Annotated in this window: 13 protein-coding genes; 12 read left to right on the top strand and 1 reads right to left on the bottom strand. The window is 72.9% G+C overall.

Going from position 1 to position 18,183, the window contains the following annotated elements; genetic code table 11:
* Positions 1–79: 79 nt before the first annotated feature.
* The 7 genes from ACBI99_RS38145 to ACBI99_RS38175 are packed head-to-tail and all read left to right on the top strand — an operon-like array spanning position 80 to position 12,104.
* Positions 80–1,057 carry a DUF1702 family protein gene (locus tag ACBI99_RS38145; protein ID WP_219507973.1) on the top strand — a complete coding sequence of 326 codons (978 nt, stop codon included), beginning with the start codon at positions 80–82 and terminating at the stop codon, positions 1,055–1,057.
* Positions 1,054–2,988 (top strand): CRTAC1 family protein, encoded by a 1,935-nt coding sequence (locus tag ACBI99_RS38150; RefSeq protein WP_219507971.1) that lies wholly within the window; start codon positions 1,054–1,056, stop codon positions 2,986–2,988. Before ACBI99_RS38145 ends, ACBI99_RS38150 begins: the two co-directional genes overlap by 4 nt.
* Positions 2,989–2,992: 4 nt before the next feature.
* A complete protein-coding gene (locus ACBI99_RS38155; RefSeq protein ID WP_219507969.1) occupies positions 2,993–3,997 on the top strand; it encodes an enediyne biosynthesis protein in 1,005 nt (334 codons plus the stop codon).
* Positions 3,994–9,744, top strand: coding sequence for an SDR family NAD(P)-dependent oxidoreductase (locus ACBI99_RS38160; RefSeq protein ID WP_375074707.1), 5,751 nt, complete (start codon positions 3,994–3,996; stop codon positions 9,742–9,744). The genes ACBI99_RS38155 and ACBI99_RS38160 overlap by 4 nt, the downstream gene beginning before the upstream one ends.
* Entirely contained in the window at positions 9,741–10,169 is a 429-nt protein-coding gene (locus ACBI99_RS38165; protein WP_049565857.1) for a thioesterase family protein, read from the top strand. Before ACBI99_RS38160 ends, ACBI99_RS38165 begins: the two co-directional genes overlap by 4 nt.
* Positions 10,170–10,191: 22 nt before the next feature.
* Positions 10,192–10,725 carry a flavin reductase family protein gene (locus ACBI99_RS38170; RefSeq protein WP_219507965.1) on the top strand — a complete coding sequence of 178 codons (534 nt, stop codon included), beginning with the start codon at positions 10,192–10,194 and terminating at the stop codon, positions 10,723–10,725.
* The gene (locus ACBI99_RS38175) at positions 10,722–12,104 is read left to right on the top strand and encodes a cytochrome P450 (protein ID WP_219507963.1); all 1,383 of its coding nucleotides are present in this window, start codon (positions 10,722–10,724) and stop codon (positions 12,102–12,104) included. The genes ACBI99_RS38170 and ACBI99_RS38175 overlap by 4 nt, the downstream gene beginning before the upstream one ends.
* A gap of 75 nt (positions 12,105–12,179) precedes the next feature.
* Here the strand turns inward: ACBI99_RS38175 and ACBI99_RS38180 are convergent, their stop codons facing one another.
* Positions 12,180–12,944 (bottom strand): helix-turn-helix domain-containing protein, encoded by a 765-nt coding sequence (locus ACBI99_RS38180; protein WP_219507961.1) that lies wholly within the window; start codon positions 12,942–12,944, stop codon positions 12,180–12,182.
* A 560-nt stretch (positions 12,945–13,504) separates the two neighbouring features.
* Between ACBI99_RS38180 and ACBI99_RS38185 the strand changes: the two genes are divergently transcribed.
* Genes ACBI99_RS38185 through ACBI99_RS38205 form a run of 5 tightly spaced genes read left to right on the top strand, consistent with a single transcriptional unit; the run spans position 13,505 to position 18,119 of the window.
* Positions 13,505–14,026, top strand: a complete 522-nt coding sequence (locus tag ACBI99_RS38185) for a SigE family RNA polymerase sigma factor (protein ID WP_219507959.1) — start codon at positions 13,505–13,507, stop codon at positions 14,024–14,026.
* Positions 14,027–14,039: 13 nt separating this feature from the next.
* Positions 14,040–14,609, top strand: coding sequence for a DUF5987 family protein (locus tag ACBI99_RS38190; RefSeq protein WP_219507957.1), 570 nt, complete (start codon positions 14,040–14,042; stop codon positions 14,607–14,609).
* The gene (locus ACBI99_RS38195; RefSeq protein ID WP_219507956.1) at positions 14,606–16,252 is read left to right on the top strand and encodes a GMC family oxidoreductase N-terminal domain-containing protein; all 1,647 of its coding nucleotides are present in this window, start codon (positions 14,606–14,608) and stop codon (positions 16,250–16,252) included. Before ACBI99_RS38190 ends, ACBI99_RS38195 begins: the two co-directional genes overlap by 4 nt.
* A 2-nt stretch (positions 16,253–16,254) precedes the next feature.
* A complete protein-coding gene (locus ACBI99_RS38200) occupies positions 16,255–17,319 on the top strand; it encodes a carboxymuconolactone decarboxylase family protein (protein WP_357592007.1) in 1,065 nt (354 codons plus the stop codon).
* Positions 17,316–18,119 carry a TIGR03084 family metal-binding protein gene (locus ACBI99_RS38205; protein ID WP_219507955.1) on the top strand — a complete coding sequence of 268 codons (804 nt, stop codon included), beginning with the start codon at positions 17,316–17,318 and terminating at the stop codon, positions 18,117–18,119. The genes ACBI99_RS38200 and ACBI99_RS38205 overlap by 4 nt, the downstream gene beginning before the upstream one ends.
* Positions 18,120–18,183 lie beyond the last annotated feature (64 nt).

Genomic DNA, 18,183 nt, shown 5'->3' on the forward strand with positions numbered 1-18,183 from the left:
CGACCGGAGTTGCCCGAAGATTCCACGTCATGTGTCAATGAGAAGACAGTACCTGCTGGTTGAGCGGTGAAGGGTTGTTATGGCCGGCCTGCTTCGATCGCTGAGAAAGCGAATACTTACCCCCAGTGTCACGGAGACCAAGCTCGCCGTCCGCGGTTTCCATGTAAAAAACGAGGCGGCCCGCGAATTATTGGAGAAAGTTGGCGAGATATTCCTCACCGGTTTCGCGTACGCCGCCGAGTCGCGCACTCCCGCTGAGGCGGAGGACCGGCTGGAGCAGATCCCCGACCGGTTCCGCGGCTTCGCCTACGAGGGCGCCGGGATGGGACTCGCCGTGCTGGACTGCGCCTCCCTCGCCAACCTGCGGAGGGTGAAGGGCACGCTCGCCGGGCGCGGCGACCGCCACAACTACATGATCTACGTCGGGATCGGCTGGGCCATGGCCCGGCTGCCCCGCTTCCTGTGGCCGGACCCCGCCCAGCTCGACCCGCTGCTGCTGTGGCTCGTGCACGACGGCTACGGCTTCCACCAGGCGTACTTCCACACCGACAAGTACGTGCGCCGGCAGGTGCGCGAGACGCGCTTCCCCTGGCCCGCCGGGCACGAGGCGTACGCGGCCCGCGCCGTCGACCAGGGCATCGGCCGCGCCCTGTGGTTCGTCGGCGGCACCGACGTCGAACAGGTGACGTCGCTCATCGAGAGCTTCCCCGAGGAGCGCCGCCCCGACCTGTACGCGGGCACCGGCCTGGCCGCCACCTACGCGGGCGGCGCCACCGGCGACGAGCTGTGGGAGCTGCGCGACCGGGCCGGCCCCTACCGAGGCCAGCTCGCCCAGGGCAGCGCCTTCGCCGCCGAGGCCAGGATCCGGGCCGGGCTCCTCGGCCCGCACACCCGCCAGGCCACCGCCATCCTCTGCGGCACCACGGCCGAGCAGGCCGCCGAGATCTGCATCCAGTCCATGCCCGCACCGTCCCTGCCGGGGGAGCTGCCCGCCTTCGAGATCTGGCGGCAGCGGATAGCCGGCGAATTCGTCTCCCTTGGAGGTGTCACCCCGTGACCACGGTAGCCACCTGGCTGCGCCGGCAACAGGCCGGAGTCGTCGCCCTCGTGGTGATGGCCGCCCTGTTCGTCATCGGCAGCCCGTCCTTCGCCTCCGACGAGGAGAAGGCGGAGCTGGCCGGCGCGTACGCGTTCAAGCCGCTGAGCATCGCCCTGCCGTCGGACCTGCCGCAGCAGACCATCCGCGCGGTGAACCAGCGCTACACGCACATCGACGCCTGGATCTCCTCCGTCGGGGCCGGGATCGCCATGAACGACCTCGACATGGACGGCCTGTCGAACGACCTGTGCGTCACCGACCCCCGCATCGACCGGGTCGTGGTGACCCCCACGCCGGGCGCGCGCTCGGACCGCTACAAGCCGTTCGCGCTGTCCACCGGCACGCTGCCGATGAACGACGCGATCGCCCCCATGGGCTGCATCGCCGGTGACTTCAACGAGGACGGCCGCACCGACGTCCTGACGTACTACTGGGGCCGCACCCCGATCGTCCACCTGGCCAGGACCGGGGCCACGACGCTGTCCGCGGACGCGTTCACGGCCGCCGAGCTGGTGCCCGGCGCCGGCGGCGCCACCTACACCGGGCCGCAGTGGAACAGCAACACCGCCACCACCGCCGACTTCGACGGCGACGGCCACCTCGACATCTTCATCGGCAACTACTTCCCCCACGGCCCCGTCCTCGACGACAAGGTCAACGGCGGCGTCGAGATGAACGACTCGATGTCCGGCGCGGTCAACGGCGGCGAGAACTACTTCTTCCGCTGGACCGGCGTCACCGCGGGCGCCCCGTCCTTCGACCGGCTCGACAACGTGCTGGACAAGGACGTCTCCAAGGGCTGGGAGCTCGGCGCCAGCACCGCCGACCTGGACGGCGACCTGCTTCCCGAGCTGTTCCTCAACAACGACTTCGGCCCTGACCGGCTGCTGTACAACCGGTCCACGCCCGGCAAGATCTCCTTCTCGCTGGCCGAGGGCTCCCGCACGCCGTGGGTGCCCAAGTCCAAGTCGCTCGGCCACGACTCGTTCAAGGGCATGGGCTCCGACTTCGGCGACCTCGACGGCGACGGCCTCTACGACACCTTCGTCAGCAACATCACCACCTCGTTCGGCATCCAGGAGAGCAACTTCGCCTTCTACAACACGGCGAAGGACCGGGCCGGCGTACGCGCCCAGCTCGCCGACGGCGTGGCGCCCTTCGAGGACCGCAGCGCCCAGGACCGGACCGCGTGGACCGGCTGGGGCTGGGACGTCAAGATCGACGACTTCAACAACGGCGGCGACCCCGCCATCGTCCAGGCGACCGGCTTCGTCAAGGGCTGGGTGAACCGGTGGGCGCAGCTCCAGGAGCTGGCCACCGCGAACGACGCCGTCGTGCGCAACCCGCACTCCTGGCCCGTGGTCAGGGAGGGCGCCGACATCGCCGGCAGCCAGACGCTCGCCTTCTTCGCCAAGAAGGGCGACGGCACGTACGCCGACATCTCCCGCCAGCTCGGCCTGGCGGTGCCGGTGCCGACGCGCGGCATCGCGACCGGCGACGCCGACGGCGACGGGCTGCTCGACCTCGCGGTCGCCCGCCAGTGGGACGCGCCGATCTTCTACCACAACCAGAGCGCGCCGGCCGGATCGGCCATCACGCTCCAGCTCACCCACGAAAACGCCACCGGCGCGCAGGGCTCCCCGGCCATCGGCGCCGAGGCCACGGCGACGGTCGGCGACCGCACCGTGATCGGGCGCGTCGACGGCGGCAGCGGCCACTCCGGCCGGCGCAGCCACGAGGTGCACCTGGGGCTCGGCGAGCACGTGACCGGGCCGGTGAAGGTCCACCTGCGCTGGCGCGACCGCACGGGACAGGTGCGCGAGCAGGATCTTCAGCTCAGCCCGGGCAGGCACGCCATCCAGCTCGGCTCGCAAGCGAAGGAGAAGTGACGTCATGGCCGCTGACAAGACCGCGCCGGCGGCGCAGCCCGAGAAGAAGGCCGGCGGCCCGCCGCGCCACGACCCGAAGGTCATCACCGCGCTGCGCAGGTTCGCCCTCTCGATCACGATCTTCAACATCCTCGGCTACACCGTCCTGGGCTTCGAGCAGCCGTGGACGTGGCCGCTGATCGCCATGGCGACCGGCTACACCATCGAGATCGCCCTGGAGTGGATCGGCGCCCGCGCCGAGGGCCGCCCGGCCCGCTTCCGCGGCAACGGCTTCCGCGGCCTGGTGGAGTTCCTCTACCCGGCCCACATCACCAGCATCGCGCTCAACATGCTGATCTACGTCAACGACCAGGTGCTGGTCATGATGTTCGGCATCGCGGTCGCGGTCGGCGCCAAGTGGGTGCTCAGGGCGCCGGTGCGCGGACGGCTGCGCCACTTCATGAACCCGTCCAACTTCGGCATCGCCGTGATCCTGGTGCTCCTGCCCTGGGCGAGCATCGCGCCGCCGTACCACTTCACCGAGCACGTGACCAACCCGATCGACTGGATCGTGCCCCTGATCATCATCACCGCGGGTACGATGCTGAACGCCAAGCTCACCAACCGCATGTGGCTGATCGGCGCCTGGGTGAGCGTGTTCGCCCTCCAGGCGATCGTGCGCGGGCTCATCGTGGACGACGTCTCCATCCTCGGCGGCCTGTCGATGATGACCGGCGTCGCGTTCGTGCTGTTCACCAACTACATGATCACCGACCCGGGGACGAGCCCGTCCAAGCCGCTCTCCCAGGTCGCCTTCGGCGCCGGCGTGGCCCTCACCTACGGCCTGCTCACCGGCATGAACATCCCGTACGGGATCTTCTTCGCCACCGCGATCGTGTGCGTCGTCCGCGGCGGCTTCCTGTGGTCGCTGCGCGCGGTCGAGCTGGCCCGCGAGCGCGACGCCGCCCGGGTCACCGCGGCGGCGGCCGCGGCCATCGCCACCGCCGAGAAAGAGGTCGCGCGGGCATGAGCAGGATCGCGATCGTCGGTCTCGCCTGCCGATACCCCGACGCGGACTCCCCCCGCGCCCTGTGGGAGAACGCCATCGCCGGCCGCAGAGCCTTCAGGCGGCTGCCTGACGAGCGGATGCGGCACGACGACTACTGGGATCCCGATCCCGCCACGCCCGACCGCTTCTACGCCAAGACCGCCGCCGTCATCGAGGGCTACGCCTTCGACCGGGTCGCCCACCGGATCGCCGGCAGCACCTACCGCTCGGCCGACCTCACCCACTGGCTCGCCCTCGACATGGCGGGCCGGGCCCTGGCCGACGCCGGGTTCCCCGGCGCCGAGGGCCTGCCGAAGGAGCGCACCGGCGTCGTCGTGGGCAACACGCTCACCGGCGAGTTCAGCCGCGCCAACGCGCTGCGGCTGCGCTGGCCGTACGTGCGGCGCACGCTCGCGGCGGCGCTGCGCGAGCAGGGCTGGGACGACGACAAGCTGGCCGGCTTCCTCGGCGCCTACGAGGCGGCCTTCAAGAGCCCGTTCCCGCCGGTGGACGAGGACACGCTCGCGGGCGCCCTGGCCAACACCATCGCGGGGCGGATCTGCAACCACTTCGACCTCAACGGCGGCGGCTACATCGTCGACGGCGCCTGCTCCTCGTCGCTGCTGTCGGTGGTGACCGCGAGCAAGGCGCTGGCCGACCGCGACCTCGACGTGGCGATCGCCGGCGGCGTGGACCTGTCCATCGACCCGTTCGAGGTGATCGGCTTCGCCAAGACGGGGGCGCTGGCCAAGAGCGACTTCCGGCTGTACGACCGGCACTCCAACGGCTTCTGGCCGGGCGAGGGCTGCGGCATCGTCGTGCTGATGCGCGAGGAGGACGCGGTCGCCGCCGGGCACCGCGTCTACGCCACGATCGCCGGCTGGGGCATCTCCTCCGACGGCCGGGGCAGCATGACCCGGCCCGAGGTGAGCGGCTACCAGCTCGCGCTGCGGCGGGCGTACGAGAAGGCCGGGTTCGGCATCGACACGGTGCCGCTGTTCGAGGGCCACGGGACCGGCACGGCGGTCGGCGACGCGACGGAGCTGACCGCGCTGTCGCGGGCCAGGGCCGAGGCCGGGGCGAGCGGCGGGCCCGCCGCCGTCGGCTCGATCAAGGGCATGATCGGCCACGCCAAGGCGGCGGCCGGGGTGGCCGGGCTGATCAAGGCCGTCATGGCGGTGCACGAGCAGGTGCTGCCGCCCACGCTCGGCTGCGTCGACCCGCACGAGGTGCTGACCGGCGAGGAGGCGCAACTGCGGGCGCTGCGCGTGGCCGAGCCGTGGCCCGCCGACGCCCCGCTGCGGGCCGGCGTCAGCGCCATGGGCTTCGGCGGCATCAACTCGCACGTGGTGATCGAGAACCCGGCCCCCAGGCGGAGGCTGGGCCGCCGCACCAAGCTGCTGGCCTCCTCGCTGCAGGACGCCGAGCTGCTGCTGTTCGACGGCGGCACGCCCGAGCAGCTGCGCGAGCGGGTGGCGCGGATGCACGACTACGTGCCCGCCGTGTCCTACGCCGAGCTCACCGACCTGGCCGCGACGCTCGAAGGCGAGCTGCGCGGCCTGCCCTACCGGGCCGCCGTGGTCGCCGCCACCCCCGACGAGGCCGAACGGCAGCTCGCGCGGGTGCTGGAGGCGATCGACTCCGGCGAGCGCAGGCTGCTCACCCCCGACGGCAAGGCCTTCTACGGCCACGCCGCCGGGACCGCCAGGGTCGGCTACCTCTTCCCCGGCCAGGGGTCGGGGCGCGGCACCGGCGGCGGCGCGCTGCGCAGGCGGTTCGCCGACGTGGACGAGCTGTACACCGAGGCCGGGCTGCCGGCCGGCGGCGACGTGGTCGCCACGGCCGTGGCCCAGCCGCGCATCGTCACCGGCTCGATGGCCGGGCTTCGGGCGCTGTCCCTGCTCGGCGTCGAGGCGGAGGTCGCCGTCGGCCACAGCCTGGGCGAGCTGTCGGCCCTGCACTGGGCCGGCGCGATGGACGAGCAGGCGCTGCTGCGGCTGGCCACCGGCCGGGGCCGGGCCATGACCGAGAACAGCGAGTCGGGCACCATGGCCGGCGTGCGCGCCGACCCGGCGACCGTGACCGCCCTGATCGGCGACCTGCCGGTGGTCATCGCGGGTTACAACGGCCCGAACCAGACCGTCGTCGCGGGCCCCGTCGAGGCGATCGAGGAGGTCGGCCGGGCCGCCGTGACCGCCGGGGTGAGCTGGACCAGGCTGAAGGTCTCGCACGCCTTCCACTCGCCGCTGGTCGCGCCCGCCGCCGAGGCCCTGACGCCCTACCTGGAGCGGGAGCGGTTCGGCAGGATCGGCCGCCGGGTCGTCTCCACCGTCACCGGGACCGCGCTCGCGCCGGACGGCGACATCCCCGCGCTGCTGCGGGAGCAGATCACCGCCCCGGTGCGCTTCACCCAGGCGCTCGAACAGGCCGCCGACGGCCTCGACCTGCTGATCGAGGTCGGCCCCGGCCGCGTGCTCAGCGGGCTGGCCGCCGCCGTCACCGACGTGCCGGCCATCGCGCTCGACACCGACGACGAGTCGCTGACCGGGCTGCTGCGGGTGCTCGGCGCCGCGTACGTGACGGGCGTGCCCGTCGCGCACGAGGAGCTGTTCCACGGGCGGCTCACCCGGCCGATGGAGGTCGGCCGCGAGCTGTCGTTCCTCATGAGCCCGACCGAGCAGGCGCCGAAGATCACCGTCGCGCAGGCGAGCGGGCAGCCGGCCGAACCGGCCGCTCCGGCCACCGCGTCCACCGCGTCCACCGCGTCGGCCGCGTCCACCGGCCAGGGCGAGCCCGGCGAGTCCACCACGGACCTGCTGCGCCGCCTGGCCGCCGCCCGCGCGGAGCTGCCCCTGGAGATGGTCACCGAGGACAGCAAACCGCTCGACGAGCTGCACCTCAGCTCCGTCACCGTCATGCACATCATCGACCAGGCCACCCAGCAGCTCGGCCTGCCCGCCGGGCAGACCCCGGCCAACCTCGCCACCGCCAGCCTGCGCGAGCTGGGCGAGGAGCTGGACAAGCTGGCGGCCGAGCCGGGCAGGCGGACGGTGACCGGGGTGACGGGCGCCGCCCCGTGGGTCCGGTCGTTCGCCGTCGACCTCGACGAGCTGCCGCTGCCCGCCAGGGCCGCCGCCGAGGCCGGCGGCTCCTGGCAGGTGTACGGAGGCACGGGCCCGGCCGCCTCGCCCGTCGCCCAGCCGCTGCGCGAGGCGCTCGAACGCGGGAAGGTCGGATCCGGTGTACTGGTGTGCCTACCTCCGCAGTGCTCGCCCGACGACGTCGAACAGGCGTTGCTCGGCGCGCAGGCGGCCCTCGCGGGCGGACCCGGCACCCGGTTCGTGCTCGTCCAGCACGGACGGGGCGCGGCGGGCCTGGCCAAGACGCTCCACCTGGAGTCCACCGGGCTCCGCACCACCATCGTGCACGTACCGGCGATCCCCGAAGCGGCAGCCTGGGTAGCCGCCGAGGTGGCCGCCACCGACGTCTACGCCGAGGCGTACTACGACGACGACGGCGCGCGCCGGGTGCCGACCATGCGCGCGCTGCCCGTACGCCCCGCCCGCACCGAGCACCCGCTGGACGCCTCCGACGTCCTGCTGGTCACCGGCGGCGGCAAGGGCATCACGGCGGAGTGCGCGCTGGCGGTGGCAGGAGACGCCGGGGCCGCGCTGGCCGTGCTGGGCCGCTCCGACCCGGCGGCCGACGAGGAGCTGGCCGCCAACCTGCGGCGGATGGCCGACGCCGGGCTGAACGTCCACTACGCCAGGGCCGACGTCACCGACGCCGCCCAGGTGCGCGACGCGGTCGCCGAGGTCGAGCGGGCGCTCGGCCCGGTGACGGCGGTGCTGCACGGCGCCGGCCGCAACGAGCCCGAGTCGCTGGCCACGCTCGGCATGGACGCCGTGCGCCGCACCTTCGCCCCGAAGGTCGACGGCCTGCGCCACGTGCTCGACGCGGTCGACGGCGACCGGCTGCGCCTGCTGGTCGCCTTCGGCAGCATCATCGGCCGGGCCGGGCTGCCCGGCGAGGCGCACTACGCGACGGCCAACGAGTGGCTGGCCGAGCTGACGCGCGAGTTCGCCGAGCGGCACCCGGGCTGCCGGACCCTGTGCATGGAGTGGTCGGTCTGGTCCGACGTCGGCATGGGCGAGCGGCTGTCGGTCGTCGACCGGCTGACCCGGCAGGGCGTCACCCCGATCCCGGCCGCCGACGGCGTGGAGATCATGCGGCGGCTCGTCGCCGACCCGGACGCCCCCCGCGTCGTGGTCGTCAGCGGGCGCACCGAGGGCATCCACACCGTCCGCTACGACCGGCCGGAGCTGCCCCTGCTGCGGTTCGTCGGCAAGCCGCTGATCCGCTACCACGGCGTGGAGCTCGTCACCGAGCTGGAGCTCACCGACGGCACCGACCTCTACCTGGCCGACCACCACCTGGACGGCAACCTGCTGTTCCCGGCGGTGTTCGGGATGGAGGCCATGGCCCAGGCCGCGCTGGCCACCACCGGGCGGGAGGTCACGCCGGTCATCGAGCGGGCGGAGTTCCTGCGCCCGATCGTGGTGCCGCCCGGCGGCAGCACCACGCTGCGCGTCGCCGCCGCCGTCACCGGCGACGACGACACGCTGGCCGTGAGCATCCGCAGCGGCGACACCGGCTACGAGGTCGACCACTTCCGGGCGGTGCTCACGCTGACCGGTGACGCCGCCCCCGCCGGGCCGCCCGAGCAGGCCGGCGACGGCCTCGCGGCGGTCGCGCTGGACCCCGCCGCCGAGATGTACGGCGACGTGCTGTTCCAGGGCAAGCGGTTCCAGCGGCTGGCCCGCTACCACCGGGCCGAGGCGCGCGCCGTCGAGGCCGACGTGGCGGTGGTCGACGACGGCGACTGGTTCGCCGCCTACCTGCCGGGCGAGCTGCTGCTGGGCGACCCCGGCATGCGCGACGCCCTCATGCACGGCAACCAGGTGTGCGTCCCCGACGCCACCCTGCTGCCGACCGGCGTCGACCGGATCCACCCGGGCGGCCCGGCGCTGGCCGGGCACGACCGGCTGCGCTACTGCGCGACCGAGCGCGGCAGGGACGGCGACGCCTACGTCTACGACATCGCCGTACGCGCGCCGGACGGGCAGGTCGTGGAGCGGTGGGAGGGCCTGCGGCTGCAGGCCGTGCGCAAGAAGGACGGCCGGGGGCCGTGGGTGGCGCCGCTGCTCGGGCCCTACCTGGAGCGGACCCTGGAGGACCTGACCGGCGTCCGGCTGGCCGCCTGCGTCGAACCGGGCGGGCAGGACGCGGGCGAGCGCGGCGCGCTGGCCGGGTCCCGCATCGCCGGCCGCGGCGCCGGCGACCCCGTCACGGCCCACATGGACGGCCTCACGCTGTCCGTGGCGGGCCCCGGGACCGTCGCCTGCGCGATCGCGCCCGTACAGCAGACCGGCGGGCAGACCGGCGGGCAGGCCGGTGGGCAGGCCGGCGGGGCGGCGCTGGCCGAGCGCGTGGCGGCGGAGACCGGGGAGCGGCCGGACACGGCGGCGGCCCGGGTCGCGGCCGCCGAACGCTGCCTGCGGGCCGCCGGGCTCGGCGGCGCCGAACTCATCATCACCCCGGCGGAACGTGACGCGTGGGTGGTCTTCGCCACGGCGGAGCTGCGCGTCGCCACACTCGTGACGGCCGTGCGGGACCTGCCCGACCCCGTCGTCGTCGCGGTACTCACCGAAGGGCGGACCCAGCCATGAGCAAGTACTTCGAGTACGTCCACACGGTCGGCTTCGAGGAGACCAACCTCGTGGGCAACGTCTACTACGTCAACTACCTGCGCTGGCAGGGCCGGTGCCGGGAGATGTTCCTGAAGGAGCGGGCGCCCGACGTGCTCGCCGACCTCCAGGACGATCTCAAGCTCTTCACGCTCAAGGTCGACTGCGAGTTCTTCGCGGAGATCACCGCCTTCGACGAGCTGTCCATCCGCATGCGGCTCACCGAGCTCACCCAGACCCAGGTGGAGTTCGGCTTCGACTACATGCGGCTGAACCAGGACGGGAGCGAGACGCTCATCGCCCGCGGCAGGCAGCGGGTGGCCTGCATGCGCGGGCCCAACACCAGGACGGCACCCGCCAGGGTCCCCGAGGCACTGGTGAGAGCCCTCGAACCGTACGCGTCCTAGGACGGATTCCAGGAGGTCTGGCGTGCAACTCCACCCATCAACCACACCGCTGACGGACACCAAGGCGCTGCGACGCGCGTTCGGCACCTTCGCCACAGGCGTCACCGTGGTGACGACCGGGGGAGACGTGCCGCACGCCATGACGGCCAACTCCTTCACCTCGGTATCGCTCGACCCGCCGCTCGTCCTGGTCTGCATCGACAAGAACGCGGTGATGCACCAGTGCCTCACCATGACCGGGACGTTCGGCGTGTCGGTGCTGGCCGCGCACCAGGAGGACGCGGCGCGGCACTTCTCCAACCGCTACCGGGCCCTCGGCGCCGCCCAGTTCGAGGAGGTCGAGGTCGTCAAGGGCATGTTCACCGGGGTGCCGCTCGTCGAGGGCGCCATCGCCCGCTTCGAGTGCGAGCTGTGGAGCCGGCACGACGCCGGCGACCACACCATCTTCGTGGGCAAGGTCCTGGCCATGTGCCAGGACTCCGGCAGCGAGGGCCTGCTGGTCTACCGGGGCCAGTTCAGGGAGATCACCTCCGAGCTGCGCGAGGTGACGGCGTGACCGCCGTACGCACCCGCGGGTCGGCCACGGCGGTCCAGGCGGTCCCGGCGACGCCGCCGGGACCGCCCCGCCTGGCCGCCCCGGCCCTGTTCAAGCGGCTCGTCACCGACCGGCTCGGGCTGCTGTCCACGGCCGCGGAGCGGTACGGCGACGCCGTCCGGATGACGATCGGGCCCAAGTCCATCTACCTGTTCAACCACCCCGACCACGCCAAGCACGTGCTGGCCGACAACAGCGGCAACTACCACAAGGGCATCGGCCTGTCGGAGGCCCGCCGCGTCATCGGCGACGGGCTGCTGACCAGCGAGGGCGAGCGGTGGAAGCGGCAGCGCCGCACCATCCAGCCGATGTTCCAGAACAAGCGCCTGGCCCAGCAGGACGCGGTCATCGGCGAGGAGGCCGGGCGGCTGGTCGCCCGGCTGCGGGCCCGGGCGGGCGGCGGGCCGGTCGACGTGGCCAGGGAGATGACCGGGCTCGCGCTCGGCGTGCTCGGCCGCACGCTGCTCGACGCCGACCTCGGCGCGCACGCCTCGATCGGCCACTCCTTCGAGGGCGTCCAGGACCAGGCCATGTTCGAGATGGTGACGCTGTCGATGGTGCCGCTGTGGCTGCCGCTGCCGTTGCACCTGCGCTTCCGGCGTTCCCGCCGCGACCTGTACCGGGCCGTCGACCTGCTGGTGGCCGAGCGGATCAACCGGCCGACCGACGGCGGCGACCTGCTGTCGCGGCTGATCGCCTCCGCCCGGGAGGAGGGCGATCCGCGCGCGGTCCGCCGCCGGCTGCGCGAGGAGATCGTCACCGTGCTGCTGGCCGGGCACGAGACGACCGCGAGCACGCTGTCGTGGGCCTTCCACCTGATCGACCGGCACCCCGAGGTGCGCGAGCGGCTGCGCGAGGAGGCGGTCTCCGTGCTCGGCGACCGGCCGCCGACGTACGAGGACCTGCACCGGCTGCGCTACACCGCGATGGTGCTGGAGGAGGTCATGCGCCTGTACCCGCCGGTGTGGGCGCTGACCCGGGTCGCCCAGCGCGACGACGTGGTGGGCGGCTACCGGGTGCCCGCCGGGGCGGACGTGCTGATCAGCCCGTACACGCTGCACCGGCATCCGGCCTACTGGGACGAGCCCGCGCGCTTCGACCCTGGCAGGTTCGACCCGGCGGCGCCGTCGTCGCGGCCCCGCTACGCCTACATCCCGTTCGGCGCCGGGCCGAGGTTCTGCGTCGGCAACCACCTGGGCATGATGGAGGCCACGTTCGTGCTGGCCATGGTGGCCCGCGAGCTCAGGCTGACCGGGGTGCCGGGGTTCCGCGCGGTGCCGGAGGCGATGCTGTCGCTGCGGGTGCGCGGCGGGCTGCCGATGACGGTGAGCCTCGCCTGACCGACCGGAACGATCCGCGGGCCGGTGAGCTCCTCACCGCTCGCGGATCGTCTGTGTCGGCCGTCCTTACGCAGATCAGCCGGTGGCGCCGCCGGCCGAGGTCACCAGGTCGCGCAGGGCGAGCAGGACCGGCGGGTCGAGCGGGCGCATCGGCTGGAGCCGGACGTCGGCGCGCCTCGGCCCGCTGCCGGCGGCCACCGTGATCGGCCCGGAGCGCGCGATGCACAGCGTGCCGTCGCCGGCGGGCGGCAGGTGGATGGCGTCCTCGCGGCCCGCGGCCACGGACTGCGCGATCAGGTGCCAGCGGCCCTCGGGCACGTTCTCCAGCACGTAGGGGCCGGGGCCGTCGGTCACGGTGAAGCTGACCGGGCGGCCTTCGAGGATCTGGTCGGGGAACAGGCCGGCGAAGACCGGCTGGCCGGCCAGCGGCGAGGTGACGACGCCGGTCAGCGTCGTCGTCGCGCCGGGCGGCGGGCTCTCCCCGCCGCCGGCCAGCGTCCGGGCGGTGATGCCCAGGTGCTGGCGGTACTTGCTGGGCGGCAGGCCCACGCTGTGCGTGAAGCGCGAGCTGAAGGTGCCCACGCTCGAATAGCCCACCTGGTGGCTGATGTTGGTGATGCTCAGCGAGGTCGTCGCGAGAAGCCGCTTGGCCTCGCGTAACCGCACCGCCGACAGGAACCTGCCGGGCGAGAGCCCCGTGACCCGCTGGAAGACGCGGGAGAAGTGGAACTTGCTGAACATCGCCGTGCGGGCCATGTCGTCGATCGTGAGCTGCTCCCCGAGGTTCTCCTGCATGCTCTCGATCACCCGCATGACCGCTCGTTCGATCACGTCGTCCATTTGTCCTCCCGGGTTGAGGAGGGGTTCGGGCAATCCCGGATGAAATCGCCCCCGAATGGCGGCCGAATTCTTCTCCCGGATTGCGGCGATTCCTCGATCACCCTGGTCGGTGCGCATTCTCGGCATTAGAGACCGAATGGATTTCGGCTGCCTACTGCTACACGCGGCGACGCGCGGGGAAAGCTGCATCGGACGGCGATTCATCCGAAAGAAATTTTGGGTGACCGGCCGGTCGCACTGAGTGTCGGCGGCGCCGGGGCGGTGGTCAGCGGTCTGCTCATTGCGCGAGCATACGTTCGGGCCGGTCGGCGTAGGGGCCGTGCGCAGGGGAAATAGGGGTGCCGGCGCCGCGAATAGGGGTGCCGCCCATTTATCGCCGGCTGCTTCCGGCCGGCAGTGTGACTCAAATCTAAATCAGGGGTTGCCGCACGGCAAATAGGGATGGCCTGCGGATAAGGGCATACCGGCCGCCGGTAGGGGTTGTGACGTTCCTATGGGCAGGACAAATTCGGGGCAAAGAGTTCGAATGCGACAACGCCGATGTGGGATGAGTGTGAACAATGGCCGCAGCGCGAGAGGACGGGGATTTCGCGCGATTCGTCCGGCGGAGCCGACCGGCTCTCCGGCGCACCGCCTACCAGCTCTCCAAGGACTGGTACGAGGCCGACGACCTGGTCCAGCGCACGCTGATCGCGCTGCACAAGCACTGGGACACGCTCGACGGCCACGACAGGATCGGCGCCTACGCGCGGCGCGTCATGCGACGGCTGTTCCTCAGCGACCGAAGGACCATGCGCTGGACACGCGAGGTCCTCATCGGCGCGGTGCCCGACACCCCCACCACCTCCGACCCGTACCTCCTGGTGAGCGAGCGCCTGGCGCTGATGGACGCCCTCGCCGGGCTCGGCCCGCGCCAGCGGGCCACCCTCCTGCTGCGCTTCTGGGAGGACCGCAGCGTCGAGGACACCGCGCGCGTCCTGGGCAACGAGTCCTCCACCGTGCGCAGCCAGACCACCCGCGCGCTGAACGCCCTGCGAGTGGCGCTCGACGGCGCCTCTGATCAAGACCCGAACCGCCTCTAGACAGGGAACGCCCATGGCCTCACGGAAACCGGACGACCACCAGGACAGGACGACGACGCTGGAGGCGTTCGCCGACACGATCATCCCGGGCGAGAAGCGGTACGCCGGCGACCTGGCCGTCGCGGGCGTCAGCCGGGGAGGCGGCGCCGTCCAGGCCGGCGCCATCGAACTGCTCGAATGGGACGCCACCGGCCTGACCGGCGGGCTCGACGACTTCGCCGCCGCGCTCAACCGCCACGCCGCCGCCTACGCCGCCGAGCACGGCCTGGCCGCCGAGGACGGCGTCCCGCCGTTCGTGTCGCTCCCGTACGACGACCGCGCCGCCGTCGTGCGATGGCTCACCGCGCCCGGCCACCCCGAGAAGGCCCTGTGGGTCAGCCTCGCCCTCTTCTGCAACATGGCCTACGACTCGGCCGCGCACCTGAGCACCGCCGAAGCCCTGGCCGCCGGGCACCCCGGGCTCACCGCCATGGGCATCACCCGGCCCGACCCCGACGGCCTGTGGAGGTTCCGCGCCTGGTCCTACGGCAGGCCGCTGGCCGACGTCCACCCCGCAACCACGCCCTCCGGGAGCCCCGCATGAACAGCGTCGAACGCACCGACGTGCTCGTCGTCGGAACCGGGTTCGGTGGCGCCATCGCCGCCTACCACCTCGCCGCGGGCGGCGCCAAGGTCGTCATGCTCGAACGCGGCCCCTGGCTGACCAGCGGTGACTTCGAGCACGACTACAAGCTCGGCTCCTCCTACACGCGCATCTTCGACTTCGTCGTCGGCGACGGCATGAGCGTGCTCGGCGGCAACTGCGTCGGCGGCGGCAGCGTCGTCTACTTCGCCGCCATGCCCCGCGCCCCCCGCTTCGTCTTCGAACGCCGCGGCAGCATCCGCCGCCGCATGTGGCCGCGCGCCATCGACCGCGACAGCCTCGACCCCTGGTACGACCGCGTCGAGGAGTCCATCCCGATCACCCAGCAGGGCTGGGACGACGTCTCGTACGCGGGCGGGCTGTGGGCCGCCGCCTGCCGCCACTCCGGCCGTACCGCCAACCCGGTGCCCGCCGCCGTCGACACCTCCACCTGCGTCAACTGCAACTGGATGATGGCCGGCTGCCGCTTCGACGCCAAACAGTCGCTGCTGCTCAACTACCTGCCTGCCGCCCTCGCCCACGGCGCCGAGATCCGGCCGCTGCACGAGGTGCAGAGCATCTCCAGGACCGACGACGGCGGCTACCGCGTCCACTACGCGCACGTCCACGACGAGGACTACCGTCTGACCGAAGGCGCCGGGACCATCGACGCCAAGATCGTCATCCTCGCCGCCGGAGCCGCCGCCACCCCCGTCATCCTCCAGCGCAGCGAACCCGCGCTCGGCCCCATGCCGCACGGCGTCGGCCGCTACTTCTCCGGCAACGGCGAACGCCTGAACACCGCCGTGCTCAACGAGGACCGCGTCCGCGACGTCCTCGGCCTGGAGCGCGGCGACGGCCTCGGCTACGCCGCCAACCAGATCGGCAAGGGCCCCACCGTCGCCAACTGGGACCGGCTCGACGCCTCGCTGCCCGAATACTCCCGGTACTCGCTGGAGCAGCTCTACTTCCCGCCCGGCCTCGGCACCATCCTCGCCCTGGCCGAGGACGGCTCCTGGTTCGGCCCGCGCAAGAAGGAGATGCTCGAACGCTGGCAGTCCTGGCTGATCATCTTCCAGATGATCGAGGACGACAACGAAGGCGTCTTCGGGCCGCCGCCCCAGCGCGGCAACTCCGACCGGCTCTCCCAGCAGATGCTCGGCGTCGGCCGCCTCACCTACAAGCCGACCGCCAACACGGTCGCCGCCTGGGCCATGGCCGACGCCGAATGCAAGGAGATCCTCGAACGCGACGGCCTCGCCACCGTCACCCCGTGGACCAACGACCTCGTCGGCGCCTACACCGTGCACCCCCTCGCCTCCTGCCGCATCGGCGACGACCCGCACACCTCCGCGCTCGACGACCGCCACGAGGTACGCGGCCACCCCGGCATCTTCGTCACCGACGGCTCCGCCGTGCCCGGCGCCCTCACCGTCAACCCCGCCATGACCATCTCCGCCCTCGCCGAACGGGCGATCCCCGGCATCGTCGCCGCCGCCCGCGAACGCGGCGTCGACGTCACCTACGGCGCCCCCGCCCCCGACGGCTCCACCAGCGGCCGGCGCGGCGCCGCCCACCTGGTCCCCGACCTGATGCGGAGATAGCCGTGGGCGCACTCCTCAGCAGGATGACCGCGCCCGGCACCCTCGCCCAGGTCCGCCACGTCACCCCGGTACGGCCCGGCGCCGCCCGCGGCCTCGTCGCAGGGGTGTACGCCCAGGTCGAACGCGACTTCGGCATGCTCGCCCCGCCCGTGATCCTGCACTCGCCCGCGCCGGAGACGATGGCGGCCTGCTGGCTGCTCCTGCGCGAATCGCTGCTCGCCTCCGGCACGGTCAGCCGCGTGCTCAAGGAGGTGGTCGCCACCGAGGTGTCGGCCGCCAACACCTGCCCGTACTGCGTGGACGTGCACCGCGCCACCCTGCGCGCCATCTCACGCCACGAGGACCCCGGCACCCGGCGCACCGCCTCCTGGGCCCGCGCCTGCGGCCTCAAACAGACCGCGGAACGGCACGAACCGCCGCTCCTCGTCGGCCACAGCCGCGAACTCCTCGCCGTCGCCGTCACCTTCCACTACCTCAACCGCATGGTCAACGTCTTCCTCGGCGACTCACCCCTGCCCCCCGAGCTGCCCCGAGGCGCCCGAGGAGCCGCGCTGCGCCTGTTCGGCGCCGTCATGCGGCCCGCCGCCCGCCGCTCCCGCCGCAAGGGCGACTCCCTCACCCTGCTCCCCGCCGCCCCCGTGCCCGCCGACCTCGCCTGGACCAGAGGCACCCGGCACATCGAAGGCGCCTTCGCCCGAGCCGCCGCCGCCGTCGAGACGGCCGGCGCCCGGCGGCTCCCCGAACCCGTACGCGACCTCGTCACCACCCACGTCACCACCTGGGAAGGCCACCCGCCCGGCCTCGGCCGGAGCTGGGCCGACGAGGCCGCCGCCACCCTCCCCCCGGCGCAGCGGCCCGCCGCCCGCCTCGCCCTCCTCACTGCCCTCGCCTCCTACCAGGTGGACGCCGGCGTCGTCGCCGCCTACCGCGCCGGCGACCCCGACCCGCAGGCGCTCGTCGAGACCACCGCCTGGGCCGCGCTCACCGCCGCCCGCCGCGTCGCCGCCTGGCAGCCCCTCCAGCGAGACCCGATCAACACCGCAACCGACGAGAGGACACTCCCATGACCGAGCTCGAGGTCGTGCTCGACGACCTGACCGCGGACGGCGAACAACTCGACCGCCTGGTGTCCGGCCTCGACCCGGACCAGTGGAACCTGCCCACCCCCGCGCCCGGCTGGACCATCCACAACCAGGTCGCCCACCTGGCCTTCATCTTCCGCCTGGCCACCGCCGCCGCCACCGACGCCGCCCGGTTCGAGGCCATGACCGCCGGAGCGCAGCAGAACTTCGACGGCGCCGTCAACGCCGCGCTCAAGGACTACGACGACGACACCCCCGACACCCTCCTCGCCCGCTGGCGGGCCGAACGCGCCGCCGTCGTCAAGGGCCTGGCCGCCGTACCGCCCGGCAACACCGTGCCCTGGCTCGTCAACCCGCTCCCGCCCATCGTCCTGGCCTGCGCCGGCATCATGGAGCAGTTCGCGCACGGGCAGGACATCGCCGACGCCCTCGGCGTCACCCTCGAACGCACCGACCGGCTCCGGCACCTCGTCGTCTTCGCCGTCCTCACCCAGGACTTCGGCTACCTCTCCCGCGGCCTCACCCCGCCCGGCGTCCAGTTCCGCTTCGAGATCACCGGGCCGTCGGGCGAACTGTGGGCCTACGGGCCCGAGGACGCCGAGAACCGCATCGCGGGGCCGGCCACGGACTTCTGCCTCCTCGTCACCCGCCGCCGCCACCGCGACGACGTCGCCGTCACGGCCACGGGCGCCGAGGCCGACCGCTGGCTCGACATCGCCCAGTGCTACCGCGGCCCCGCCGGCGCCGGCCGCCAACCGGGCCAGTTCCTCCCGGTATCCCACTGACCCTCCCCCCCCAGGCCCCCGCCCACCCGATCCGGACGGGGGCCTGGGGGGGGAGGGTCAGTGG

The sequence above is a fragment of the Nonomuraea sp. ATR24 genome (assembly GCF_041950485.1).
Lineage (GTDB): Bacteria > Actinomycetota > Actinomycetes > Streptosporangiales > Streptosporangiaceae > Nonomuraea > Nonomuraea ceibae.

What these genes read in the sequence shown, in the direction of transcription:
- ACBI99_RS38145 (WP_219507973.1), top strand. Translation starts at nt 80, where the DNA reads ATGGCCGGCCTGCTTCGATCGCTGAGAAAGCGAATACTTACCCCCAGT.
- ACBI99_RS38155 (WP_219507969.1), top strand. Translation starts at nt 2,993, where the DNA reads ATGGCCGCTGACAAGACCGCGCCGGCGGCGCAGCCCGAGAAGAAGGCC.
- ACBI99_RS38160 (WP_375074707.1), top strand. Translation starts at nt 3,994, where the DNA reads ATGAGCAGGATCGCGATCGTCGGTCTCGCCTGCCGATACCCCGACGCG.
- ACBI99_RS38165 (WP_049565857.1), top strand. Translation starts at nt 9,741, where the DNA reads ATGAGCAAGTACTTCGAGTACGTCCACACGGTCGGCTTCGAGGAGACC.
- ACBI99_RS38180 (WP_219507961.1), bottom strand. Translation starts at nt 12,944, where the DNA reads ATGGACGACGTGATCGAACGAGCGGTCATGCGGGTGATCGAGAGCATG.
- ACBI99_RS38185 (WP_219507959.1), top strand. Translation starts at nt 13,505, where the DNA reads ATGGCCGCAGCGCGAGAGGACGGGGATTTCGCGCGATTCGTCCGGCGG.
- ACBI99_RS38190 (WP_219507957.1), top strand. Translation starts at nt 14,040, where the DNA reads ATGGCCTCACGGAAACCGGACGACCACCAGGACAGGACGACGACGCTG.
- ACBI99_RS38195 (WP_219507956.1), top strand. Translation starts at nt 14,606, where the DNA reads ATGAACAGCGTCGAACGCACCGACGTGCTCGTCGTCGGAACCGGGTTC.
- ACBI99_RS38205 (WP_219507955.1), top strand. Translation starts at nt 17,316, where the DNA reads ATGACCGAGCTCGAGGTCGTGCTCGACGACCTGACCGCGGACGGCGAA.